Annotated in this window: 25 protein-coding genes; 11 read left to right on the forward strand and 14 right to left on the reverse strand. The window is 70.4% G+C overall.

Annotated elements, in window-relative coordinates:
- The first annotated feature begins 19 nt into the window (after positions 1 to 19).
- The gene (locus ACQ5BE_RS15415) at positions 20 to 283 is read left to right on the forward strand and encodes a PLDc N-terminal domain-containing protein (RefSeq protein WP_430297890.1); all 264 of its coding nucleotides are present in this window, start codon (positions 20 to 22) and stop codon (positions 281 to 283) included.
- A 54-nt stretch (positions 284 to 337) separates the two neighbouring features.
- Here ACQ5BE_RS15415 and ccsB read toward each other — a convergent pair whose 3' ends face one another.
- Genes ccsB through ACQ5BE_RS15440 form a run of 5 tightly spaced genes read right to left on the reverse strand, consistent with a single transcriptional unit; the run spans position 338 to position 5,303 of the window.
- On the reverse strand, positions 338 to 1,450 hold the full coding sequence (gene ccsB, locus ACQ5BE_RS15420; RefSeq protein WP_430297891.1) for a c-type cytochrome biogenesis protein CcsB: 1,113 nt from the start codon (positions 1,448 to 1,450) through the stop codon (positions 338 to 340).
- A complete protein-coding gene (gene resB / locus ACQ5BE_RS15425; protein ID WP_430297892.1) occupies positions 1,450 to 3,228 on the reverse strand; it encodes a cytochrome c biogenesis protein ResB in 1,779 nt (592 codons plus the stop codon). The genes ccsB and resB overlap by 1 nt, the downstream gene beginning before the upstream one ends.
- Positions 3,228 to 3,977: a cytochrome c biogenesis CcdA family protein gene (locus ACQ5BE_RS15430; RefSeq protein WP_430297893.1), complete on the reverse strand. Its 750-nt coding sequence runs from the start codon at positions 3,975 to 3,977 to the stop codon at positions 3,228 to 3,230. The genes resB and ACQ5BE_RS15430 overlap by 1 nt, the downstream gene beginning before the upstream one ends.
- A 1-nt stretch (position 3,978) precedes the next feature.
- The gene (locus ACQ5BE_RS15435) at positions 3,979 to 4,614 is read right to left on the reverse strand and encodes a TlpA family protein disulfide reductase (RefSeq protein ID WP_430297894.1); all 636 of its coding nucleotides are present in this window, start codon (positions 4,612 to 4,614) and stop codon (positions 3,979 to 3,981) included.
- Between the two features lie 20 nt (positions 4,615 to 4,634).
- Positions 4,635 to 5,303, reverse strand: coding sequence for a histidine phosphatase family protein (locus ACQ5BE_RS15440; RefSeq protein ID WP_430297895.1), 669 nt, complete (start codon positions 5,301 to 5,303; stop codon positions 4,635 to 4,637).
- A 208-nt stretch (positions 5,304 to 5,511) separates the two neighbouring features.
- On the opposite strand from ACQ5BE_RS15440, the gene ACQ5BE_RS15445 reads away from it, so the two are divergent.
- The 4 genes from ACQ5BE_RS15445 to ACQ5BE_RS15460 all read left to right on the forward strand — a co-directional run bounded on the left by ACQ5BE_RS15445 (position 5,512) and on the right by ACQ5BE_RS15460 (position 8,528).
- Positions 5,512 to 6,060 (forward strand): YceI family protein, encoded by a 549-nt coding sequence (locus ACQ5BE_RS15445; RefSeq protein WP_208710297.1) that lies wholly within the window; start codon positions 5,512 to 5,514, stop codon positions 6,058 to 6,060.
- A gap of 121 nt (positions 6,061 to 6,181) precedes the next feature.
- Positions 6,182 to 6,916: a hypothetical protein gene (locus tag ACQ5BE_RS15450; RefSeq protein WP_430297896.1), complete on the forward strand. Its 735-nt coding sequence runs from the start codon at positions 6,182 to 6,184 to the stop codon at positions 6,914 to 6,916.
- A 93-nt stretch (positions 6,917 to 7,009) separates the two neighbouring features.
- Positions 7,010 to 7,855: a hypothetical protein gene (locus tag ACQ5BE_RS15455; RefSeq protein ID WP_430297897.1), complete on the forward strand. Its 846-nt coding sequence runs from the start codon at positions 7,010 to 7,012 to the stop codon at positions 7,853 to 7,855.
- 4 nt (positions 7,856 to 7,859) lie between these two features.
- The gene (locus tag ACQ5BE_RS15460) at positions 7,860 to 8,528 is read left to right on the forward strand and encodes a hypothetical protein (RefSeq protein WP_208710299.1); all 669 of its coding nucleotides are present in this window, start codon (positions 7,860 to 7,862) and stop codon (positions 8,526 to 8,528) included.
- Between the two features lie 126 nt (positions 8,529 to 8,654).
- On the opposite strand, the gene ACQ5BE_RS15465 is transcribed toward ACQ5BE_RS15460, so the two are convergent.
- Together ACQ5BE_RS15465 and ACQ5BE_RS15470 are read right to left on the reverse strand one after the other, a co-directional pair.
- Positions 8,655 to 9,398: a redox-sensing transcriptional repressor Rex gene (locus tag ACQ5BE_RS15465; protein WP_430297898.1), complete on the reverse strand. Its 744-nt coding sequence runs from the start codon at positions 9,396 to 9,398 to the stop codon at positions 8,655 to 8,657.
- Between the two features lie 152 nt (positions 9,399 to 9,550).
- Positions 9,551 to 9,805, reverse strand: coding sequence for a glutaredoxin family protein (locus tag ACQ5BE_RS15470; RefSeq protein ID WP_430297899.1), 255 nt, complete (start codon positions 9,803 to 9,805; stop codon positions 9,551 to 9,553).
- A gap of 54 nt (positions 9,806 to 9,859) precedes the next feature.
- Between ACQ5BE_RS15470 and ACQ5BE_RS15475 the strand changes: the two genes are divergently transcribed.
- Complete coding sequence (locus ACQ5BE_RS15475) at positions 9,860 to 10,669, forward strand: HAD family hydrolase (protein ID WP_430297900.1); 810 nt, start codon at positions 9,860 to 9,862, stop codon at positions 10,667 to 10,669.
- Between the two features lie 175 nt (positions 10,670 to 10,844).
- Here ACQ5BE_RS15475 and ACQ5BE_RS15480 read toward each other — a convergent pair whose 3' ends face one another.
- From ACQ5BE_RS15480 to gdhA, 4 genes are all read right to left on the reverse strand, one after another.
- The gene (locus tag ACQ5BE_RS15480; protein ID WP_003792170.1) at positions 10,845 to 10,943 is read right to left on the reverse strand and encodes a 30S ribosomal protein bS22; all 99 of its coding nucleotides are present in this window, start codon (positions 10,941 to 10,943) and stop codon (positions 10,845 to 10,847) included.
- A gap of 114 nt (positions 10,944 to 11,057) precedes the next feature.
- Entirely contained in the window at positions 11,058 to 11,267 is a 210-nt protein-coding gene (locus ACQ5BE_RS15485; RefSeq protein WP_208710303.1) for a helix-turn-helix domain-containing protein, read from the reverse strand.
- 10 nt (positions 11,268 to 11,277) lie between these two features.
- Positions 11,278 to 12,423: a 3-deoxy-7-phosphoheptulonate synthase gene (locus ACQ5BE_RS15490; protein ID WP_430297901.1), complete on the reverse strand. Its 1,146-nt coding sequence runs from the start codon at positions 12,421 to 12,423 to the stop codon at positions 11,278 to 11,280.
- Positions 12,424 to 12,678: 255 nt separating this feature from the next.
- A complete protein-coding gene (gene gdhA / locus ACQ5BE_RS15495; protein WP_430297902.1) occupies positions 12,679 to 14,019 on the reverse strand; it encodes an NADP-specific glutamate dehydrogenase in 1,341 nt (446 codons plus the stop codon).
- A 131-nt stretch (positions 14,020 to 14,150) separates the two neighbouring features.
- Here gdhA and ACQ5BE_RS15500 point away from each other — a divergent pair, with 131 nt between their 5' ends.
- Positions 14,151 to 15,170 carry a LacI family DNA-binding transcriptional regulator gene (locus ACQ5BE_RS15500; RefSeq protein WP_430297903.1) on the forward strand — a complete coding sequence of 340 codons (1,020 nt, stop codon included), beginning with the start codon at positions 14,151 to 14,153 and terminating at the stop codon, positions 15,168 to 15,170.
- 90 nt (positions 15,171 to 15,260) lie between these two features.
- Here ACQ5BE_RS15500 and ACQ5BE_RS15505 read toward each other — a convergent pair whose 3' ends face one another.
- Complete coding sequence (locus ACQ5BE_RS15505) at positions 15,261 to 16,709, reverse strand: sugar porter family MFS transporter (protein WP_430297904.1); 1,449 nt, start codon at positions 16,707 to 16,709, stop codon at positions 15,261 to 15,263.
- Between the two features lie 134 nt (positions 16,710 to 16,843).
- Between ACQ5BE_RS15505 and ACQ5BE_RS15510 the strand changes: the two genes are divergently transcribed.
- The 4 genes from ACQ5BE_RS15510 to ACQ5BE_RS15525 all read left to right on the forward strand — a co-directional run bounded on the left by ACQ5BE_RS15510 (position 16,844) and on the right by ACQ5BE_RS15525 (position 20,785).
- Entirely contained in the window at positions 16,844 to 17,866 is a 1,023-nt protein-coding gene (locus ACQ5BE_RS15510; RefSeq protein WP_430297905.1) for a LacI family DNA-binding transcriptional regulator, read from the forward strand.
- A 269-nt stretch (positions 17,867 to 18,135) separates the two neighbouring features.
- Positions 18,136 to 18,858 carry an ANTAR domain-containing protein gene (locus ACQ5BE_RS15515; RefSeq protein ID WP_430297906.1) on the forward strand — a complete coding sequence of 241 codons (723 nt, stop codon included), beginning with the start codon at positions 18,136 to 18,138 and terminating at the stop codon, positions 18,856 to 18,858.
- A gap of 102 nt (positions 18,859 to 18,960) precedes the next feature.
- The gene (locus ACQ5BE_RS15520) at positions 18,961 to 19,653 is read left to right on the forward strand and encodes a nucleoside/nucleotide kinase family protein (RefSeq protein WP_430297907.1); all 693 of its coding nucleotides are present in this window, start codon (positions 18,961 to 18,963) and stop codon (positions 19,651 to 19,653) included.
- Between the two features lie 100 nt (positions 19,654 to 19,753).
- Positions 19,754 to 20,785: a YihY/virulence factor BrkB family protein gene (locus ACQ5BE_RS15525; protein ID WP_430297974.1), complete on the forward strand. Its 1,032-nt coding sequence runs from the start codon at positions 19,754 to 19,756 to the stop codon at positions 20,783 to 20,785.
- An 83-nt stretch (positions 20,786 to 20,868) separates the two neighbouring features.
- On the opposite strand, the gene ACQ5BE_RS15530 is transcribed toward ACQ5BE_RS15525, so the two are convergent.
- Together ACQ5BE_RS15530 and ACQ5BE_RS15535 are read right to left on the reverse strand one after the other, a co-directional pair.
- Positions 20,869 to 22,059, reverse strand: a complete 1,191-nt coding sequence (locus tag ACQ5BE_RS15530) for an acetyl-CoA acetyltransferase (protein WP_430297908.1) — start codon at positions 22,057 to 22,059, stop codon at positions 20,869 to 20,871.
- Positions 22,059 to 22,757: a 3-oxoacid CoA-transferase subunit B gene (locus tag ACQ5BE_RS15535; RefSeq protein ID WP_430297909.1), complete on the reverse strand. Its 699-nt coding sequence runs from the start codon at positions 22,755 to 22,757 to the stop codon at positions 22,059 to 22,061. The genes ACQ5BE_RS15530 and ACQ5BE_RS15535 overlap by 1 nt, the downstream gene beginning before the upstream one ends.
- Positions 22,758 to 22,812: the final 55 nt, after the last annotated feature.

Below are 22,812 nucleotides of genomic sequence, written 5' to 3' on the forward strand. Positions count from 1 at the left end.
AGCTTACTAAAATGGCCATATGCTCCGCGTTCTCCCCTACCTCCTGATCCTGGTCTTCTGGCTCTACGGCATGGTGGACTGCGCGCTCAGCGACCGCCGCCAGGTCCGCGGCGGCCTGTCGAAGACCACGTGGTTCCTCATCTCGGTCCTTCCGGTGGTCGGCATCGTCCTGTGGTTCGTGCTGGGCCGGCCCCGCGGCACGACTCCGCCCCGCGCGGACAAGGGACAGGGCCGCCGCCCGGTTGCTCCGGACGACGACCCCGACTTCCTGCGCGGCCTCTGAGGCTCCCCGCGCACGTTGGCAGCCCCGATAGGGCCTGACGACGACTGACGACGATCAGGGCGTGACGCCGCCGTAGGAGTGCAGGCCCGAGAAGTACACGTTCACGATCGTGAAATTGAAGATCACGCACAGGTACCCCACGATCGAGAGCCATGCGGCGCGGGCGCCGGTCCAGCCTCGGGTCGCGCGGGCGTGCAGGTAGGCGGCGTAGACCACCCAGATCACGAAGCTCCACACCTCCTTGGTGTCCCAGCCCCAGAAGCGGCCCCAGGCCTTCTCGGCCCAGATGGCGCCGAACATGACCGTCAGGGTCCAGCCCACGAAGGCGATCGTGTTGATGCGGTAGGCAAGGGTCTCGAGCGTGAGGGCGCTCGGGACGAGGCGCATGAACCCTCCGCGATCGGGCTCCCCAGCGGCGATCTTCGCCTCACGCCGGCCCTGGATCAGCTGCAGGACACCCATCGAGAAGGTCAGCGTGAAGAGCGCGGACGAGAGGACCGCGATCGAGACGTGGATGACGAGCCAGTAGCTCTGCAGTGCCGGGACGAGGTGCCCCACCGGGACGAAGAAGGCTACCGAGGCGGCGACCATCATGACCACCGCGAGGCCGAGCACGAACGTGCCGAGGAACCGCAGGTCGCGGCGGATGAGCACGGCGAGGAAGACCGCGACGACGATGAACGCGCCGGTCGTGCAGAACTCGTACATGTTGCCCCACGGCACGCGCCCTGCAGCAACGCCACGGGTCAGGACTCCGGCCGCGTGGATCGCGAGGCCGAGGGCGCTCAGCGCGACTCCCACACGGGCGGCCTTCCGCCGGTCGCGGTACTTCAGGTCGGACTCGGCGACCTCGGCGGTCGCTCCGGTCCGGGCGCCCTGCGCGCCACCCGCGGCCGGCACGGACGACGCCGCACTGTCACCGGCGGCGTCGACCGCTCCGGCGGCCCCTGCGGCACCGACGGCCGCAAGCGAGCGCTGCTTGCCAGCCTGGGCGGAGGCCGCAGAATCCTTGGCGTCCGCGAGCAGGGCGGCGTCGCGCTGGGCGACGCGCCCGCTCGTGGCCATGTCCCACGCGAAGGCGAGGAACGCCACCGTGTACGTTCCTGCCGCGAGCAGCATGAACAGCTCGCTGTACGCACCCAATGACTGGTTGATCGTGGAGAGCATCAGACGTCCTTCGCAGTGCTGGTCGAGTCGGGTCTGGTCGATTGGGAGCCGGTCGAATCCGGGCCGGTCGAATCCGGGCTGGTCGATCCGGGGGTGGAGGCCCCGGCGTTCCTGTCTGGCGGCGCCTCGGCGGAGACGCCCCACGCTTCGGCGAGCGCGGCCTTCACGGCGGCACCCTCCGCCGCGAGGCCGCCACGGTCCTCCCCGCGGGTGAGGAGACCGTACTCCACCATGGTGCGCCCATCCTCGTGCTGGCCCGCACGCACCCAGAGGCGGCGGCGTGAGAGGAACAGGGAGGCGATGAGCCCGGCGAGGGAGAACAGCGCGAAGCCGAGCGCCCATTCCTGCCCCGGGTTGTGGTGGATATCGAGCGCCACGTAGCGCTTGAGCCCGTCGAAGCTGATGGAGCCCTGACCGTCCGGAAGCGTGTACGTCTGGCCGGCGCCGAGCACGATGCCGCCCGCCGGCTTGTCGCGGCCGTTGACCTGGGAGAGCTTGGCGACGTCGAGGGCGTAGACGTTCTGCGGCTTGCCCTTGTCCAGGCCGAGGTCCCCCACGTAGGAGTTGAGGTTGAGCTGGACGTTGAGCGGATCCGGGTCTGCGCTGAACGCGACGCCGTTCTCGCCCATCTGGGACGTGGGCAGGAAGAAGCCGACGAATCCGAGCTGGGTCGGCTTCGCGTCCGGCGCCTTGACCACGATGGTCGAGGTGTAGACCGCGTCGGTGGGGATCGAGGGCACGGGTCCCTGGAAGGCGATCTGCCCGTCGCCGCCGCGGACCGTCACGACCGGAGCGTAGCCGTTCCCGACGAGGTACACGTTGGTCCCGCCGATCGAGACGGGATCGTTGACCTTGAGGACGCGGTCCTCCGAGGGGGCGTCAGGCGAGTCCTTCGTGGTGACCCTCGCCGTGAAGTCGAGCGGCTGGCCGAACTGCTTGACCGACTCGCGGTCGTAGCGGACCTCGAACTTGTCCAGCTGGAAGGAGTACGGCTGGAGCCAGCCCGACTGGAAGTTCGTGCCGGGGTTGAAGGTGTCGTAGCCGACGAGGGTGTTGACGAACGTCTCCCCCTCGACGAGGGTGCGCTGGCCGCTGTAGCCGAACAGGCCGCCGAGCGCCACCGAGACCAGCACCCCGACCAGGCCCGAGTGGAAGCAGAGGTTTCCGAGTTCCTTGAGGTACCCCTTCTCGGCCCCCACGGAGTAGAGCGCACGGTTTGGCAGGGCGCCGTCGGGCGTGCGGAGGTCCACGCGGTAGCCGCGCTTCTTCAGCAGCGCCGCGGCCTGCCCGGCGGCGTCGGCGGCGGCGAGGCCGCGGTCGGCGGGGACAACCAGCGTGCCGTACACAGGGAGGCGGGACAGCCGCGCAGGAGTGCGCGGGGGCTTGGACCGCCAAGCCTTCCAGTGGGCGATCGCCCGCGGGACAACGCACCCGATGAGGGAGATGAACAGCAGCAGGTAGACGGCGGAGAACCAGACCGACGAGTAGACGTCGAACATCTGCAGGGCGTCGAGGATCGGCCCGTAGTCCGCGTGGTCCTTGAGATACTGCGTGACGACGGCGGGGTTGGCCGGCCGCTGGGGGAACAGGGAGCCCGGAACGGCGGCGACCGCGAGGAGGAGCAGCAGGAAGAGCGCGGTCTTCATGCTCGTCAGCTGCGTCCACGCCCACCGGAGCATGCCGATGACACCGAGGGCCGGCAGCGCCACGTCGTCGCGCCGCGACTGCTTCCCGCGGCTCTTCGCGCCCTTGGGGGTCTTGGTCTTTGTCTCGGTCATCAAACGGGCAGCTCCACGGTTCCGATCCAGATCTGCAGCTGGCTGATCCAGTGGCTCCACACGCCGGAGACCATGAGGACTCCGACCAGGATCAGCAGCCCGCCGCCGGTCGCCTGCAGCGCGCGGCGGTGCTTCTTGAAGAAGGCCATAGCTCCGAGGCCTCGGCGGATGCCGAGAGCGATGAGCAGGAAGGGCACACCCAGTCCGAGGCAGTAGACGAACGTCAGCAGCGCGCCCTTGTAGGCGCTCGCCCCGTCGGAGAACGCGAGCAGCTGCACGGCTGCGAGGGTCGGCCCGATGCACGGCACCCAGCCCAGGCCGAACGTGATGCCGAGCAGCGGCGCGCCCCAGAGCCCCGCCGGGGGCCGGGCGTGGACGCGGGCCTCGCGCTGGAAGATCCCGAGGCCGCCCATGAAGACGATGCCCATGATCACGACGACGATGCCCAGCACCCGCGTGAGCCAGCCCGAGGAGATCGCGAGCCACGATCCGAGCTGGCCGAAGACGGCGCCCGTGGCGACGAAGACCGCCGTGAAGCCGAGCACGAACAGGCCGATGCCCGCGACCATGCGCCCGCGGCGCTGCTTCGCGAGGTCGACGCCGGTCAGGCCGGTCACATAGCCGAGGTACCCGGGCACGAGCGGGAGGACGCACGGGGAGAGGAACGAGACGAGCCCCGCAATGAGTGCCACCGGAAGCGCGAGCAGGAGGGAGCCGTTGAGGACGGTGTCGCTGAAGACGCCGCCCACGCTACTCGCCCACCGCGGACGTGATGAGGGCCTTGAGCGTGCCCTTCTCGAGCTGCCCCAGCACGCGCGAGGCCACGCGTCCCTGCTTGTCGAGCACGAGGGTGGTGGGGACGGCGCCCGGGGGGACCATGCCGGAGAGCGCGAGGAGGACCTGGCCGTCCTTGTCGTTGAAGCTCGGGTAGGTGATGCCGAAGTTCTGCTCGAAGGCCTGCGCGGTGCCCTGCTCGTCGCGGAGGTTCACCCCGTAGAAGGCGACGCCCTGAGCGGCGAACTCGGTGTGGAGGTCCCTGAGTTCGGGGGCCTCGACGCGGCACGGCGCGCAGGCTGCGAACCAGAAGTTCAGGACCGTGACCTTCCCCGCGAAGTCGGCGGAGTTCACCTTGGTGCCGTCGTACAGGGTCCCGGTGAACGCGACGGGCGGCTTGCGCGTCTCCTTCGCGTACTCGGTCACCGAGCCGTCGCCCGCCACGTAGTTCTTGTTGTCTCCCGCGCGGGCCTGAGAGGCCAGCGGGTCGTCCGCGGCGCAGCCCGAGAGCACAGCCGCGAGCCCGAGCGCGGTCGCCGCTCCTGCGGCGGAGAGGATCCGCCGGCGCGAGAGGCCGTTCGACTTGCCGGGGACGGGGGTCTGCTGGGTCATGCTCTTAGTTCTTCCGCGCATCATGCACCTGGAGTCGAGGCGGCTCCGGGGAGGAGCCGGGCGGCGGGTTCGGAGTAGCGGACGCGGATGACGGCGCCGGTGTCCGCGTCGATGTCGAGGGACGTGACCGAGGTCAGGGTGCACTCGCGGCGGCGGGGATCATGGGCGAGCCGGCGGCCCTCGGCCTTCAGCCGGGCGGCCCAGATGGGCAGCTGGTGCGCGACGAGGATCGCCTCGGCGCCGTCGCCCCCGCGTTCGACGGCGACGCGCGCCGCGTCCGCGACGGCCTCGAGCACGCGGGCTGCCTGCTCCTCGTAGGGTTCGCCCCAGGAGGGCCGGAGCGGGTTGACGAGGTAGCGCCAGTGCCGCGGCCGCAGGAGCTCGCCCTTGGTGACCCGCAGGCCCTCGAAGTGGTTCTCGGCCTCGATGATGCGCGGCTCCGTCTCCACCTCGAGTCCGAGCGCGGCCGCGGTGGGCGCCGCCGTCTCCTGGGCACGGGTCAGGGGCGACGCCGCGAGCAGGACGAACCGCGCGCCGTCGTGCGCCTGCCGCGCGAAGTGCTCGGCGAGGCACTCGGCCATCTCCCGGCCGAGCGCGGACAGGTGGAAGTCCGGCAGTCGGCCATAGAGCACCCGGGCGGGGTTGTGAACCTCGCCGTGGCGCAGAAGATGGACGGTGGAGGTGGGCATGACATCCAGTTTCTCAAAGGTTGCGGGCGGCAGCGAAATCGCAGGCTCGGCCCGCGCAGCCAGTTCTACGAGAGGTAGAACTATCACGCCTACCCGAGAGTTCCCTGCATGAACCGCATCACACCCCTTGTGCTTATATGCAAATGCATGCTTTGATGGATGCATCGTTTAGTTGACGCTTCAATCAACCTTCAAGGAGATGAGCCCCGTGACGCTGCCCCACGGCCTGACCACTGGAACCTGGAACCTCGACGCCTCGCACAGCGAGATCGGCTTCACCGTCCGCCACGCGGGCATCAGCAAGGTCCGCGGCCGGTTCGCGGACGCGACGGCGACGGTCGAGGTCGGGCACTCGCTCGCCGAGACCAAGGCCACCGCCTCCATCAAGACCGCCTCGTTCGACTCCGGCGACGCCAACCGCGACGCCCACGTCAAGGGCCCCGACTTCTTCGACGTCGAGCAGTTCCCCGAGATCACCTTCACTGCGACCTCGATCGAGGCGAACGGCGACGAGTTCGACGTGACCGGCGACCTCACGATCAAGGGCACCACCAAGCAGGTCACCATCGAGACCGAGTTCAACGGCGTGGCGGTGGACCCGTTCGGCAACACGCGCGCCGGCGTCTCGGGCGAGACGACCATCTCCCGCAAGGAGTTCGGCCTGACCTGGAACGCTGTGCTCGAGACCGGCGGTGTCCTGGTCTCCGACAAGGTCGTCATCTCCCTCGACCTCGCGTTCGTCGCCGCCCAGGCGTGACCCCTTCCGTCCCGGCCTCCGGGCCGAGACGACCGGCCCCGCTCCCGCTGAGGGGGCGGGGCCTTTCCATGTGGGCGACGGCCTCTAGTACGCATGTCCACGCGGGGATACAGTGACCGCCATGAGCACCCCGTATGAGCAGCCGGCCTCCGAGAGCCCCGAGGGCCAGGACCCGCACAGCCCGAATCCCCAGGGGCCGAACCCACAAGGTCAGAACCCGCAGGGCCCGAACCCCTACGGCCAGAACCCGCAGGGCCCGAACCCCTACGGCCAGAACCCTCCTCCTCCGCCGCCGCCCGGGACCGGCCCGTACGGGGGAGCTCCGGGATACGAGCAGCCGGGGTACGCGCAGCAGCCCGGGGGCCAACAGCCGGGAGGGTTCCGCTTCGAAATGCCGACGGACGCCCCGCGCAGCGTGCAGGACGTCATGCCGGTCGGGGGCCTCTCGGGCATCTTCACGACCAACGGGCTGCCGACAGAGCTCAAGGTGTCCTACTGGATCTGGCTCATCGGCGGAGCGCTCGGCGTGGTCTTCGGCCTCTTCGGCATCCTCGCAGGGCTCGCGGCCCTCGCGCTGGCGGGCGCGTTCGGGGCCCTCCTGCTCGTCCTGGTGCTCATCGGGCTCGTGCTCGCAGCGGCGCAGGTCATCCTCGCGATGAAGATGAAGGAGGGCAGGCAGTGGGCCCGCCTTGCCCTGTCCGGCGTCGCCGCCCTGAACCTGATCCTTGCGATCATGGCTTCCGGCGGCAACGGCGGCCCCAACTGGTTCGGGGCGCTCGTCTCGGTCACCGCCGCAGTCCTCATGTGGGTGCCCAATTCGCGGGCCTGGTTCGACGGAGTGGCGAGGCACGCCTGAGTCGCGGATGCGCCAGCGGCCAGAAGGTAGGCTGTGGTCAACGCGGCGGGGGCGCGCATCCGTTCCCGTCGGTCCTTCGATGATTGGACCCTCATGAGCACGCCCTCCGTCCCGCCCGGAAGCGAGCAGCCGGAGCGCCGGGAGACTGGCGACTCCGGTGGACAGCCCTCGGGCAATCCGCCCGAGCAGGGCCCGGGCACAGCCGGCCGGCCCGCGCCCCGCTACGGTCAATACGCTCCCGGGCACGAGGGCCAGCAGCCGCCCCAGTACGGCCAACCCCAGTACGGGCAGCCGCCCCAGTACGGCCAACCCCAGTACGGGCAGCAGCCGCCCCGGTACGGCCAAGGCCAGTACAGCCAGCCCCAGTACGGCCAAGGCCAGTACAGTCAGCCCGCGTATCCTCCGCCCTACGGCACCATGGCAGCTTTCGGCGCCCCGTCCCCAGAGCAGCAGCGGTCTGCCGTCCGGTCGGCGTCCGTGCTCATGTTCGCAACGGCGGCGGCGGAGCTCGTGATCGCCGTGATCGCCACCATCGTGGCTCTGGCGATCCCGGCCGACGCGCTTCGGGAGCTGTACGACCAGGCGAGCGGGTCGTCGTCGGGCATGTCCTTCGCGCAGTTCCGCCAGTTCATCAGCGGATTCGTCTGGTTCGCCCTCGCGTGCGTGGTCGTCAACGCCGCCGTGCTGGTCGTCTGCGGGATCTTCCTCCCGAAGGGGAGACGCTGGGCGCGCACCACCGGCACCATCTTCCTGTGCCTCACCATCGGCAGCGTCTTCTCGGGAGGCCTGTTCGCCCTCGTGACGATCGCGCTCGCGGTCGCGGCAATCGTGGCCCTCTTCCGGTCGCCGGTGACGGCGTTCCTCGCCGCGCAGAACCAGTTCGCCAACCCGTACTCGGGGCCCAAGGGCCCCTCCCTCGGAAACCCCTACGGACAGTGACGCCATGACCCAGCCCCACGGGAACCCGTACCCCTCCTCAGGCCAGCAGCCCCAGCCTCCGGCCTACCAGCCGATGCCCCCGCAGGGCTCGTACCAAGGACCGTGGCCGAGCCAGCTCCCGAGCGGTACCTTCCCGGGCATGCCCGTGGTCGGCCTGCAGCGGCCGGTCAGCCTGACCGTAGCGTTCTGGCTCATGGTGGCGTACGGGGTCCTGCCGCTCCTGAGCATCCCCTTCATCATCGAGTGGGCCGAGGCGTACATGCGGGACAGCATCGCGATGGCCGCTGCCCAGAGCGGCCGCAACGTCCCGCCGGGCTTCATGCAGCAGTTCACGTCGATGATGACGCCGATGGCGTGGGTCTCGGGGATCATCGGTGCGGGCATCGCCGTGCTGCTCGGTCTGGGGCTGCGCGCCGGAATGAACTGGGTGCGCATCCTGCTCACCGTGTGGGCCGGCCTCTCGCTGCTCAGCACCGTCGGCTCCTTCGCCCTCATGGCCGCCCTCGGCCTTCCCGCCCAGCTCATGTTCCCCCTCCCGGCGGGGGCCTACGCTGTCTCCTTCGCGACCGTTGCCCTCTTCCTCGCAGCGGTCGTCGTCTCGTGGCTGCCGTCCTCCAGCCGCTATGTCGCAGCCCGGCGCGCCGCCAAGCTCGGGGGCGGATACCTCCGCTGACCTGCCGCCTCACCAGCGCACGACGCCGGCCCACGCCTCAGCCGGGGCCCGGCACCCCAGGCGCGTGCCGCCGTCGTGCGTTCTCTGGGCGGGCTCTTCGGGCTGCGCCCAGATCGTGCTCCGTGGTCAGGCGGATTCCCCGCTCGGGTGGGCATCGTCGTCGTGCGCCGGTGCAGGCAGGCCGCTCTCCCCGCCCGACTCCCCGCGCTGAGCGTGGTAGGCGAGGATCTGGAGCTCGGTGGCCATGTCCACCTTCCGCAGGGTCACGCCCTCAGGAACCTGCAGGATGGTCGGGGCGAAGCTGAGGATGCTGCGGACGCCGGCGGCGACGACGCGGTCGCACACCGTCTGCGCGACCGACGCCGGCAGCGCGAGCACCGCCATGTTCGTGCGGGTCCGGTCGAAGATCGCCTCGAGGTTGGCGGCGTCGGAGACCCGCAGCCAGCCGACCTCGTTGCCGATGATCTGAGGATCGGTGTCCAGCAGCGCCACAACGTCGAACCCCCGGGTTCCGAACCCGCCGTAGCGGGCCAGCGCGCGACCCAGGTTGCCCGCGCCGACGATCGCGACCCGCCAGTGGCGCGTGAGGCCGAGAGCGGCCGAGATGTGCTCCTCGAGGTTCCCCACCTCGTAGCCGACGCCCCGCGTGCCGTAGGAGCCCAGCTGGGAGAGGTCCTTGCGGAGGGTCGCCGAGCTCACCCCGGAGGCGTCGGCGAGGGCGTCGGAGGACACTCGCTCGGTGCCGTCCGCGATGAAGGTGTTGAGGGCTCGCAGGTACACGGTGAGGCGGGCGACCACCGCAGGCGGGAGCCTCTTCCCGTCGGGCGCAGCGGCAGGCCCCTCGTTCCCCGTCCGGGCCCGTCCTGCCACCTGCACACCTCATTCCCTCGCGATTCCCTCGCGCGGAATCTTCCCTCACACGCGGCCGCTTCGGCGGCCCCATCCACTCTAGAACCGCCGCGAGGGCTCGGCCAAAAGCCCACGCGGCCCGCAGCGCCCCTGAGGCCTGCAGGGCAAGCCCGTCACGCGGCCCGCGCGGCCTCCACGATGCGGCGCAGGCGGGCCTCGTCGATGCGCCAGAAGTCGCGCTGGGTCCCGTCCACGAGGACCACGGGAACCTCCTCCGCGAAGCGGTCGTGGAGGGCGGCGTCGTCGTCGATGCTGCGCTCCTCCCAGGCAAGCCCCGCCTCGGAGGCGACGCGGGTGACGACGTCGCGCGCGTCGTCGCAGAGATGGCATTGGTGCTTCGTGACGAGGACGATCTCGGGCGTGCGCATGCGACCAACGGTAGCGCGCCGCCGCGCTGCGGGGCCCGTCGCTAGACTCGGACCATGCCCTTGGAGAGGAAGACGGCTGCCGGCGTGCGCGCAGCACAGCCCCACCGGCCGGGGGAGGCGGCGTTCTTCGACGTCGACAACACCCTCATGCGGGGCGCGAGCCTCTTCCACGTGGGACGCAAGATGTACGAGCGGGGGGCCTTCACGTTCCGCGACGCCCTGGGCTTCGCGTGGAAGCAGGCGGCCTTCATCTTCCGCGGCGAGAGCCTGAAGGACATCCACTCCATCCAGGCCTCGGCGCTGTCCCTCGCCGCGGGGATCCTCAGCGACGACGTCAGGAGCCTCGGGCACGAGGTGTACGACGAGTTCATCGAGTCCCGCATCTGGCCCGGCACGAAGGCCCTGGCCGAGCAGCACCTCCGCATCGGCCGGCGGGTCTGGCTCGTCACCGCCACACCGATCGAGGTGGCCTCGGTCATCGCGGAGCGGCTCGGCCTGACCGGGGCGCTGGGAACGGTGGGCGAAATCGAGGGCGGAGCGTACACGGGCCGGCTGGTGGGCGAGATCCTGCACGGGTCCGCCAAGGCCGAGGCCGTCGCCGAGCTCGCCGAGCGGGAGGGGCTCGACCTGCGGAGCTGCTGGGCGTACTCCGACTCGCACAACGACATCCCGCTGCTGACCATGGTGGGGCATCCTGTGGCGATCAATCCCGACACGCGGCTGCGCATGCACGCCCATGCGCGCAACTGGCCCATCTACGACTTCCGCTCGGGACGGCAGGCCGCCACCCTCGGGCTCAAGCTCGCCACCGTCGGAGGGGCCGCGTACGGCCTCTGGCGCGGCTACGCTCGGCTGCGCAAGTAGCGCAGCGTACGCGCCGCGGGGAACGGGGTGACCTCGGCGCCACACGCGGTGACCTCGGCGCCACACGCGGTGACCTCGGCGGCACACGGGGTGACCTCGGCGGGGACGCAACGAGGCCCGCCCCGGTCGGGGACGGGCCTCGTGTCACTGACACCCCCGGGCGGGGGCGGCGCGGCTACTTCTTGTTGCGGCGCTGGTGACGAGTCTTGCGGAGCAGCTTGCGGTGCTTCTTCTTGGCCATGCGCTTGCGGCGCTTCTTGATAACCGAACCCACGTAAAGTTCCTTACAGTAGTTGTCCCGGCTGCTGGCCGGACGCGCGCACAGGGCGGCTTCAACCAACTGCTGGTGACGTGACGTTAAACGTTCCTGAACAGAATACCGTACCCGTCAGGCGGTCTCGCTCCGGCCGTCGACCACAGCGTTCTTCAGGTACTGCTCGACGGCCGCTTCGGGAACCCGATAGGACCGCCCGAACCTCACCGCCGGCATCTCCCCCGAGTGGACCAGCCGGTACACCGTCATCTTGGACACGCGCATCATCTCGGCGACCTCAGCGACGGTGAGGAAACGCGAGGAAGAGAAATCCATCGCAGTCATGCAAATTACTTTAGTGGCTGGAGTGGCTCCTGTGAACGCGGCGTGTCCGGGCAGCTTCCGCGAGCCGCTCCAGGACCTCCCCGGTGACGTCCCACTCCATGCACTTGTCGGTCACGCTCTGGCCGTAGACCAGCTGTGTGCGGCCAGCCGCAGGCTCGACGACGTCGAGCGCCTGGGCTCCGCCGACGAGGAAGCTCTCGAGCATGACGCCGGCCACGGCCTCGGCCGCGTCGCCCCCGTTCGCAAGCTGGGCGCCGATCTCGAGGGCCACCTCGGCCTGGCGGTGGTGGTCCTTGCCGCTGTTGGCGTGGCTCGCGTCCACGATGAGTCGGGGGTTCAGGCCCTTGCCGGCCATCGCCGTGGAGGCGGCCAGGACCTGGTCGGCCGAGTAGTTCGGGCCGTCGGATCCCCCGCGGAGGATCACGTGGGTGTCGGCGTTGCCGGCCGTCGAGACGAGCGACGCGCGGCCGGCGTCGTCGATCCCCAGGAACGCCTGAGGCGCGGAGGCGGCGCCGCACGCGTCGATCGCCACCTGGAGGCCGCCGTCGGTCCCGTTCTTGAAGCCGACCGGCATGGACAGGCCGGAGACGAGCTGGCGGTGGATCTGGCTCTCGGTGGTGCGGGCGCCGACCGCGCCCCACACGATGGCGTCTGCGGTGTACTGCGGGCTGATGGGCTCGAGGAACTCCGTCGCGGTGGGCAGGCCCAGCTCGAGCACGCCGAGGAGGAACTCCCGGGCGGCACGGAGCCCGGCCGCGATGTCGTGGCTGCCGTCGAGGTGCGGGTCGTTGATGAGGCCCTTCCAGCCCACCGTGGTCCGCGGCTTCTCGAAGTAGGTCCGCATGACGACGAGGATGTCCTCGCGCAGGTCGCGGGCGACGGCGGCGAGTCGCCGTGCGTAGTCGAGGCCCGCCTCGGGGTCGTGGATGGAGCAGGGGCCCACGATCACCAGGAGGCGGTCATCGAGGCCATCCATGATGGCCCTCACCTCGTCGCGTCCGCGGGCCACGGTGCGCTGCGCCTCCCCGGCGAGCGGGAGCTCGGCCAGGAGCTCACCCGGGGTGGGGAGCGGGGTGAACTCGGCGACGCGGAGGTTGTTGGTCGTCGAGGAGGCGACGCCGGCTGCCGGGGCTGCTGTTGCGGTGAGCGGGTTCATGGGGTCCTGTCCTCGTCTGTGACAGGCCCCGAAGGACCAGAGCCTGCCGCTGGAATGGCAAAGGGCAAGGACCGTGAGGTCCCTGCCCTGTTGGCTCTGGAGTCGGTACGCGAAATCCTACGCTTGGCCCTCCAGAGCCAACGCAAAATACGCATACCAACGCTTGATCATGCGCTCACCATAGCGGGCGCCGCGTCCGCAGTGCAAACGTGCGCCCGCATGGTGGACAGGAGACCCGTGCGCCAGATGAGGCCGTCAGATGAGGCCCTGGGCGAGCATCGCCTTGGCCACCTTGACGAAGCCGGCGATGTTGGCGCCCAGCACGTAGTTCCCGGGCTGCCCGTATTCCTCGGCCGTCGCGGCGCAGCGGTCATGGATGCCGACCATGATCTCGCTGAGGCGCTCCTCGGTGTGCTCGAAGGTCCACGAGTCGCGGCTCGCGTTCTGCTGCATCTCGAGGCCCGACGTCGCGACCCCGCCGGCGTTCGCGGCCTTCCCGGGGCCGAACAGGACGCCGGCCTTCTGGAACACCGCCACCGCCTCGGGCGTGGACGGCATGTTCGCTCCCTCGGCCACGACCTTCACCCCGGCCTTGACGAGACGGACTGCGGCAGCCTCGCCGAGCTCGTTCTGGGTCGCGCAGGGAAGCGCCACCTCGGCGTCGACGTCCCAGACGCTCCCTCCCTCCACATAGGCCACGGCCGAGCCGCGGCGGAGGGCATAGTCCTTGAGCCGCCCCCGTTCGACCTCCTTGATCTGCCGGAGGAGGTCGAGGTCGATTCCGTCCTCGTCCACCACATAGCCGGACGAGTCCGAGCAGGCCACGACCTGCGCTCCGAGCTGCTGGGCCTTCGCGATGGCGTAGATCGCGACGTTGCCGGATCCGGACACGACGACGCGGCGGCCCTCGATGCTGCGCCCGCGGGTCTTGGCCATCTCGTTCGCGAACAGCACGGTGCCGTAGCCGGTCGCCTCGGGGCGGACGAGGGATCCGCCCCAGGAGAGCCCCTTGCCCGTGAGCACGCCGGACTCGTAGCGGTTGGTGATCCGCTTGTACTGGCCGAACAGGTAGCCGATCTCGCGACCGCCCACGCCGATGTCCCCAGCGGGCACGTCCGTGTACTCGCCGATGTGGCGGTAGAGCTCCGTCATGAAGGACTGGCAGAACCGCATGACCTCCGCGTCGGACCGCCCCCGGGGATCGAAGTCGGAGCCGCCCTTGCCGCCGCCGATCGGCATGCCGGTGAGGGCGTTCTTGAAGATCTGCTCGAAGCCGAGGAACTTGACGATGCCGAGGTACACCGAGGGGTGGAACCGGAGGCCGCCCTTGTAGGGACCGAGGGCGGAGTTGTACTCGACGCGGAAGCCGCGGTTGATCTGGACCTTGCCCGAGTCGTCGGTCCACGGCACGCGGAAGATGATCTGCCGCTCCGGCTCGCAGAGCCGCTCGAGCACTGCCGCCTCAACGAACTCCGGGTGCCGGTCCATCACTGGGCCGAGGCTCTCGAAGACCTCGTCCACGGCCTGGTGGAACTCGACCTCCCCTGGGTTGCGGGCCAGAACCTGGTCCCGGGCGGCAAGCAGCTTCGCGTGCATGGTGACCCTTCGTTGTCGGTGCGATGCCCGGTATACCCCACGGGCACCGCAAGTATTCCAGAAACGAAACGGTCAAGTCACAGGCCGCAACCCGGTTGCTAAGCTGGGCGGAGCCCACCGACGGAGGTTCCATGGCCCGCACGAGCACCCGTGCTTCCGGCCGCGCCACGATCGCACATGTTGCCGCGGAGGCCGGCGTCTCCCGGGCCACCGTGTCCCGGGTGATGAACGGGCTCTCGACGGTGGACCCGGCGATCGGGGAACGCGTCCGCGCCGCCGCGGCGAAGCTCAGCTACTCCCCCAGCACGGTGGCGCGCAGCCTCGCCATCGGGCGCACGCAGACCGTGGCGATCGTGGTGCCGGACCTCGCGAACCCCATGTTCCAGGAGACACTGCGCGGCCTCTCGCGCGCCGCCGCCCGCGAGGGCTACCGGGTCCTCGTCGCGGACTCGGTGGAGAACCCCGCCGAGGAGGTGATCCTCGCGCGTGAGGCACGACGCCGGTGCGACGGTCTCGTGCTCGTCGCGCCTCGCATGGACGGCGCGCAGCTTGAGGAACTCCTGCCCGATCTTGCACCGGTCGTCCTCGTCAACCGGACCACGGGGATCCCCGGCGTGCCCGTGCTCGCCGTCGACTACGCCTCGGGCATCCGCGCCATGGTCGCCCACCTCGCCCAGCTGGGCCACCGGCGCATCGCCTACGTCGCGGGACCGAGCGCGAGCGCCGGGGACCGTGCCCGCCGCGAGGGCCTCGGCCATCCCCTCCCCGAAGCAGCGGGGACCGAGGTCGTGGTGATCCCCTGCGGGGCGATGTTCGAGGACGGCTACTCCGTGCGGGACGAGGTGCTCCGCTCGGGCGTGACCGCTGCGGTGTGCTTCAACGACGTCGTGGCCATGGGCCTGCTCGGCGCGCTGCACGAGGCCGGGGTTGCAGTCCCGGAGCAGCTCTCCGTCACCGGCTTCGACGACATCGCCTTCGCGCGCTACACGTCGCCGGCCCTCACCACGGCGTCGGTCCCCCAGACGCAGCTCGGCGAGCAGGCGTGGGACCGCCTCTCCGCGCTGCTCGACGGCCAGGCGCCCCCGCCCGACGTCGACATCAAGCCCCGGCTTGAGCCCAGGGCCAGCTCCGGGCCAGCGCTGGCCCCCTGACGCGCCTCACCAGACCCGGCGCACCTGACACAGCATGCACGCCAGGGGCCCCGCTCCCGCGCGTGCGGGAGCGGGGCCTGGACGCCGTCGCTACTTCTTGTGGACGAGGTAGATGGCGCCGGTCGTGACGTCCTCCTCGAGGGCCTCGAGGGTGCGCCCCCGCGTCTCGGGAACCTGGGTGTAGATGAAGACCAAGGCAGCGATGCCGACGACGCCGAACAGGAAGAAGGTCCCGGTGATCCCGACGGCGGCGACGAGGCTCGGGAAGAACAGGCCGAGGAACGCGTTGGCGATCCAGAGGCAGAACACGGAGACTCCGATCGCGAAGCCGCGGATGTGCAGCGGGAAGATCTCCGAGAGCATGACCCACACGGCGATGTTCAGGAACGTCTGCATCGAGCCGACGAACGCGACCACGAGGAACAGGATCACGAACGGGCGGGCGGCGTTGCCGACAGGCAGCAGGATGGAGGCCGCGCCGATGAGGAAGTGGCAGACGGTCGTGAGGGCGAAGCCGATGAGCAGCGTGGTCCGGCGGTTCATGGTCTGCATGTTGCGCAGGGCAATGACACCTCCCACCACGGCGATGACGCCGGGGGCGATGTTGGCGATCAGCGCGGCGCTGGAGCTGAAGCCGGCCTCGACGAGCACGGACTGGCCGTAGTACATGATCGAGTTGATGCCGGTGAGCTGCTGGGCCACGCCCAGGCCGATCCCGACGAGCACGATCCGCAGGATCCACTTGTTCTTCAGGGCGCCCCAGCCGCTGCTCCGGGAGACCTTCTCCTCGTCGGCGAGGTGCTTCACGTCGGCCATCTCCGCCACGGCCCGCTCGGGGGAACGCACCGTCATCAGGACTTCGAGGGCGTCAGCAGCCCGGCCCTTCGAGAGGAGCCAGCGCGGAGACTCGGGCACGCGCAGCATGCCGACGAACAGCGCGACGGCGGGAAGCGCGGCGACGGCAAGCATGACGCGCCACACTCCGCCGTACTCGCCCCAGAGGTTGCCGATCACGGCGTTGACGGCGAATGCGGCGAGCTGGCCGATCACGATCATGAGCTCGTTGCGGCCGGCGAGGGAGCCCCGGATCTCGTAGGGGGCAAGCTCGGCGAGGAACACGGGGACGACCGTGGACGCGCCGCCGACGGCGAGTCCCAGGATCACGCGGCCCAGGACCATGACCCCGAAGTTCGGGGCGAAGACGCAGGCCAGGGCACCCGTGAGGAACATGACGGCCAGCAGGAGGATGGTCTTCCGGCGTCCCCACGCGTCGGAGAGGCGTCCGCCCGCCATCGCCCCGGCAGCGGCGCCGAAGAGCAGCGAGCTCGTCACGATGCCCTCGGTGAGCGGGGTCAGCCCCAGCTCCTCGGTCATCGGGCGCAGCGCCCCGTTGATCACGCCGGTGTCGTAGCCGAACAGCAGGCCGCCGAACGTCGCGACCATCGCGACGACGCCGAGCCTCTTGCTGTGGGGCCCGGCCGTGAGGGCCGGGAGCGTGCCGGGCGCTTCGGCCGGGGCGATCCGTTGCGATGTTGCCATCATGACTCCTTCGTCGTGACCGAGGTCTGGGACTTGCGCTGGTGCGCTGGATCACATCCAACGCTAACGCGCGAAAGGCAGTATGTAAAGACAAAATGCCAAACTCCTCACCGAACGCATGCGAGGATGGCCGCGTGAGCTTTCCCGCCGCATCCGGACGCCGGCGTCCCGTGACCCAGGAGGACGTCGCACGCGCCGTCGGGGTGTCCCGGACCCTCGTGTCCTTCGCGTTCCGCGGCGCCCCCGGGGTGAGTCCTGAGACGCGGGACGCGATCCTCGAGGCCGCCCGGCGGCTCGGCTACCGCCAGAATGTCCTCGCCGCCGGCCTCGCGAGCAAGCGGGCCTCCGCCGTCGGGCTCTACCTCCTGGACCTGCACAACGAGGTCTACGCGGACATCTTCGCCGGCGTCAGCGAGGCCCTCAGCGACGGCGGGCATCGCCTGATCCTCGGCGTGACGGACAGCCCCAGCGGATCCGGACGCGCGGCGGCGGACTCGCTCATCGAGGCCCGTATCGGCGTCCTGATTGCGGCGACCCTGACCGATCCGGATGCCTACGTCCGCGAGCTCACGCAGACGGTCCCGGTGGTCAACGTCGCCCGGCTGGTCTCTGGCGTCGACAGCATCTACTCCGATGACCGTGCCGGCGCATCCGCCGCAGTGTCGCACCTCCTCGGCCTCGGCCATAGGCGCATCGCGCACATGGCGGGGCCGCCGCACGAAGGGCACCTCGAGCGCCGCAGGACGTACGAGCGCCTCATGGTCGCCGCCGGGCTCGAGCCCCGGGTCGTGCAAGCGCAGGACTACACCCAGGAGGCCGCCGAACGCGCAGCCCACGCCCTCCTCGCCGCACCCGAGCGCCCCACCGCCGTCTTCGCGCACAACGACGAACTCGCGCTGGGCGTCCGCGAAGCGGCCTACGCGCTCGGGCTCCGGGTCCCACAGGACCTGTCCCTCATCGGCTACGACAACTCGCGGCTGGCCCGCCTCCACGGGATCGACCTCACGTCCGTGGACCTCCACGCCCGGGAGCTGGGGAAGGCCGCGGGCGAGGCAGCGCTCCAACGGCTCGCCCAGCCCGAGGCCCCCGCCATGGAGAGGCGCTCCGAGCCGCACCTCGTCCTCCGCGCCTCGACCGGTGCCCCCGCCCGCAGCTGACCCCCGCCCCCGTCTGGGGGTCACCTCCTGCGAGTCGCCTCCTGAAGGTCACCTCCTGAAGGTCACCTCCTGGGAGTCACATCCCGAGAGCCGACGCCGCCGTCACCGCCCTTCACAGCACGGGCCCCCGATTTGACCGGCCCTCGCACTTCGTCAAAGATGATCCGCAGGGCAACGCTCGCGTGGCCCCCGTGCGCTCAAGAAATGGGCATCCGCTATCCACGCGGCCACGCCCCCCGCAGTGGCTGCTGCCCTGAAGGAGCGCACCAATGGCCGCCCGGCCTCAGAACGACGACGCCACGCACGACTTGATGCACCTGCTGCTGGCATGCTCGTCGCTCACGGCCTTCCTCCCCGCGCTCGCGGAGAGGACACACCGGCGGTTGGCCTCCCTCGGAACGCATGACTGTGCCCTCATCCTCCGCCGCCGCAACCGGCCCGCGATCACAGGCGCCAGCAGCGAAGCGCTCGCGGCCGTCGTCGAGGAGCGGCTGTCCGACGACGACCAGCGGCTCGCCGCCGCCCTCGAGCGCTCCCAGCTGACGATGGAACCCCGCCTGCCCGCGTCCTGGACCTCGGGGATGGCGTGGGGCGTCGACGCAGGCCTCCTCGTGGTTCCCGCCCCGGCGGGCTCCTCCGCGGCGGCGGCACTCGCCGTCGTGGGTACCGACCCGGTCGACGACGACGCGCGGCGCACGCTGCTGGCCGCCGTCGGACGTGTGCGCAATCAGGCCTCCTGGGCCCTCCAGCTCGCCGTGAGGCTCAGCGACTGGAACGAGCTCGCCGAGCACCGCGCCCAGGCCATGCAGAACCGCACCGTCATCGATGTGGCGATCGGCGTAATCATGGCGCAGAGCCGCTGCTCCGCCGCGGAGGCCTTCGATGTCCTCCGGCGCGCCTCGAACAACCGCAACGTCAAGCTGCACACGGTCGCCGCTGAGCTCGTGCAGCGCATCCACCCCGCCCTGCCGGAGACCGCTTTCAGCGAGTGAGGCGGTCCTGACGGCGGGCTGCGCGGCAGGAGTCGGGACTTTTGGCCCTCCAGAGCTCCAGACCGGTGCGCGGACGGCGGGACGGCCAGCCATCATGGGCTCATGGAACTCCGCGAGCTCAGCCGCCGTGCCACAGCCCTCGTCCCCGCCGATGGACGACGGCGGGCCATCCTCGGGATCTGCGGGCCGCCCGGGGCGGGCAAGACGACGCTCGCGGAGGACCTGGTCCGGAGCCTCACGGACAGCCATGGGGAGCGCTGGGCCGTCCACGTGCCGATGGACGGGTTCCACCTCGCCGACGTCCAGCTCCGGCAGCTCGGGCTGGCGGACCGCAAGGGCGCCCCCGAGAGCTTCGACCCCGACGGCTACGCCGCGCTGCTGGGCCGGCTAGCCTCCGGCAGCGGCGCGGTCGTGTACGCCCCGGGGTTCGAACGCGACCTCGAGCAGCCCATCGCCGCGGCGATCGCCGTTCCTCCCGAAACGCGCCTGGTGGTCACCGAGGGGAACTACCTTCTCCTCGAGGACCCCCAGTGGGCTGCCGCGCGGTCCTGGATGCGTGAAGTCTGGTACGTGGACGCGGATCCCGCCCTGCGGCGGGAACGGCTCATCGCCCGCCATGTCCAGTTCGGCAAGACGCCGGAGAACGCGCGGGAATGGGTGCTCCGCGCAGACGAGGCCAACGCCCGGCTGGTGGAAGCCACGAGACACCGCGCGGACGTGGCGGTGGGACAGCCGGGCGGTTTCAGGTGGGGCGCCTTTGGGGAGTGGACGTGTACCCGTCCCTCGAAGGAGTGATCCCGTGAGCCAGCGACATTCGGCGAGCGCCAGCACGTCCGGCAGAACCGGAGCGTCTGACGACGCGAGCACCTCGAGCACCGCAAGCACCGACAAGGAGATGACGGCGCCGGACCCCAATGACTCCCGGAAGCCGAAGAGTCCGTCCAAGGTCACCAAGCCCTCGTGGAAGTTCATCGTCAAGAAGACGTTCCGCGAGTTCAGCCGGGACCAGTGCCCCGACCTCGCCGCGGCCCTGACCTACTACGGCATCCTCTCCCTCTTCCCAGCGCTTCTCGCGCTGGTCTCCCTCCTTGGCCTCTTCGGGCAGGCCGAGACGACAACCAACGGCGTGATGGACATCATCGAGAGTGTGGCGCCGGGATCGACGGCTGACACGGTCCGCAAGCCGATCGAAGAGCTCGTCCACAGCCCCGCCGCCGGCCTCGCGCTCGTCGGCGGCGTCGTGGGCGCCCTCTGGTCCGCCTCGGGCTATGTGGGAGCGTTCGGCCGTGCCATGAACCGGATCTACGAGATCGACGAGGGGCGGCCCTTCATCAAGCTGCGCGGCACCATGCTCGGCGTGACGGTCGCCGGCGTCGTCGTCGCGGCCGTCGTCTCGGCGATGCTGGTGCTCAGCGGGCCGGTGGCCAAGGCCGTGGGCGGCGCCATCGGGCTCGGCGACGTGGCGGTGATGGTCTGGGACATCGCCAAGTGGCCTGTCGCCATCGCCCTCGCGATCTCGCTCATCGCGGTCCTGTACTACTTCACGCCGAACGTGCGCCAGCCGAAGTTCCGCTGGATGAGCCTCGGTTCCCTGATCGCGCTCCTGGTCTTCGCGATCGCCACGGCCGGGTTCGGCTTCTACGTGGCCAACTTCGCGAACTACAACAAGACCTACGGCGCACTCGGCGGCGTCATCATCCTGCTCCTGTGGGTCTGGCTGCTGAACATGTCCCTGCTCTTCGGTGCGGAGTTCGACGCCGAGGTCGAGCGTGGGCGCGAGCTCCAGGCCGGCATGGAGGCGGAGAAGACGCTCCAGCTGCCACCGAAGGACACCAAGGCCTCGGACAAGCGGCAGAAGCAGGAGGAGCAGATGATCCGCGACGGCGAGGCCCTGCGCGAGAACCGCGGCGAGCGGCCGGCGGAATAGGAGCCGGCGCGACCCGGCTCAGGACGGTCTCGGGGCCCGCCCCGATCCCCTACAGTGGGGGATCGGGGCGGGCCCCAGCCGTGTCAAACGGCCTCGAGCACGCTCACATAGTTCGCGATCGCGAGACCGCCCATGTTGTGCACCGCCGCCCGCCCGGCCCCGGGCAGCTGCATCTCCCCCGCCGTCCCGGACAGCTGCATGGCTGCGACCACATGCTGCGACACCCCCGTCGCGCCGACGGGATGGCCCTTGGCCTTCAGCCCGCCCGAGAGGTTCACCGGCAGCCGGCCGCCGCGGTACACCGACCCGTCCCCGACCGCCACGCTCCCCTTCCCCCGCTCGGCCAGGCCCATCACCTCGTACATGATGAGCTCAGCGATGGTGAAGCAGTCGTGCACCTCGGCGAGGTCCAGGTCCGCGAGGCCGACGCCCGCCATGCCGAGGGCGCGGGCCCACGCGGCGCGGCTGCCCGCGAACTCGAGCGGGTCCCGCTTGGCGGCGGGGAGGAAGTCGTTCGCGTGCCCGAAGCCAGCCACGCGCACGGGGGCGGCCGCGGCGCCCGACGGCGCGTGGCCGGCCGAGAGGACGAGGGCAGCGGCGCCGTCGGACACCGGCGAGCAGTCGGTGCGGCGCAGCGGCGCGTCGACCATCGGGTTCTTCTCGGAGACCGTCCGGCAGAACTCCTCGCCGAAGTCCCGGTGCATGTGGGCGTACGGGTTGGCCATGCCGTTGCGGTGGTTCTTGGCGGCGATCGAGCCGAGCACGTCCGAGACGGGGCCGTAACGGTCCTCGTACGCCCGGGCGACCTCGGCGAACAGGCCGGTGAAGCCCGTGCGCGACGGGTGGCCCGCCGACTCGTAGCCCGCGCCCAGCAGCGCGGCGCCCACGACCTCGGGCCCGGCCGCGGTCATCTTCTCGGCCCCGACCACGAGCACGTTGCGGGCCGTGCCCGCCAGGAGCGCCTTGACGCCCTGCTGGAACGCCCCGGACCCGGAGGCGCAGGCGTTCTCCACGCGGGTCGCCGGTACGTTCGCCAGCTCGTCCGAGACCTGCAGCGCGAGCGAGGAGGCGAACGCGAGCGGGACCATGCCGGCGTTGTAGGTGCCCACATAGACCTCGTCGATCTGGCCGGGCTCGAGCCCGGAGTTCGCGATGGCCTCGCCTGCCGCCGCGACGAGGAGCGATTCCAGCGTCTCGCCCTCGAGCTTGCCGAACCTCGTGTGGGCCCACCCGGCGATGAGGACGTCCGTTCCGAACTGGTCCTTGAGCGGCATCAGCGGGTCGCCTCCGCGAGGGCCTCGGTGCCCGTTGCGGCGGCGGCCTCGAGGTCGACGTCGAAGGCCGCGCCGGTCTTCTCCCGCAGCTCCTCGATCCCGACGCCGGGGGCGAGCCGCGCGAGCGTCAGCCGCCGCGCGCCGTCGTGCGCCGTCACGATGTCGAAGACCGCGAGGTCCGTGATGATGCGGTCCACCACGCCGACCCCCGTGAGGGGGAGCGTGCAGTCGGCGACGATCTTGGGGGTGCCGTCTTTGGCGACATGCTCGGTGAGCACGACGACGCGTGGCGTCCCGGCGACCAGGTCCATGGCCCCGCCCATGCCCTTGACCATCTTGCCGGGGATCTGCCAGTTCGCGAGGTCGCCGGAACCGGAGACCTGCATGGCGCCGAGGATCGCCACCTTGACGTGTCCGCCGCGGATCATGCCGAAGCTCGTCGCCGAGTCGAAGATGGAGCCGCCGGGAAGGATGGTCACGGTCTGCTTGCCGGCGTTGATGAGGTCGGCGTCCTCGTCGCCCTCGTAGGGGAACGGGCCCATGCCGAGCAGACCGTTCTCGCTCTGAAGGTGCACGGTCACGCCATCAGGCAGGTGGTTGGCCACGAGGGTCGGGATGCCGATCCCGAGGTTCACGTAGTCGCCGTCGGAAAGCTCGGTGGCGGCGATGGCCGCCATCTCGTCGCGGGTCCAGGGCATGGAGGTCTCCTTGGGAAGTCGAAGTCTGTAAGTGAGGTTCTGGGGGTCACCTTCT

The sequence above is a fragment of the Sinomonas sp. B1-1 genome (genome assembly GCF_050474465.1).
In the GTDB taxonomy this organism is placed as follows: Bacteria; Actinomycetota; Actinomycetes; order Actinomycetales; family Micrococcaceae; genus Sinomonas; species Sinomonas flava.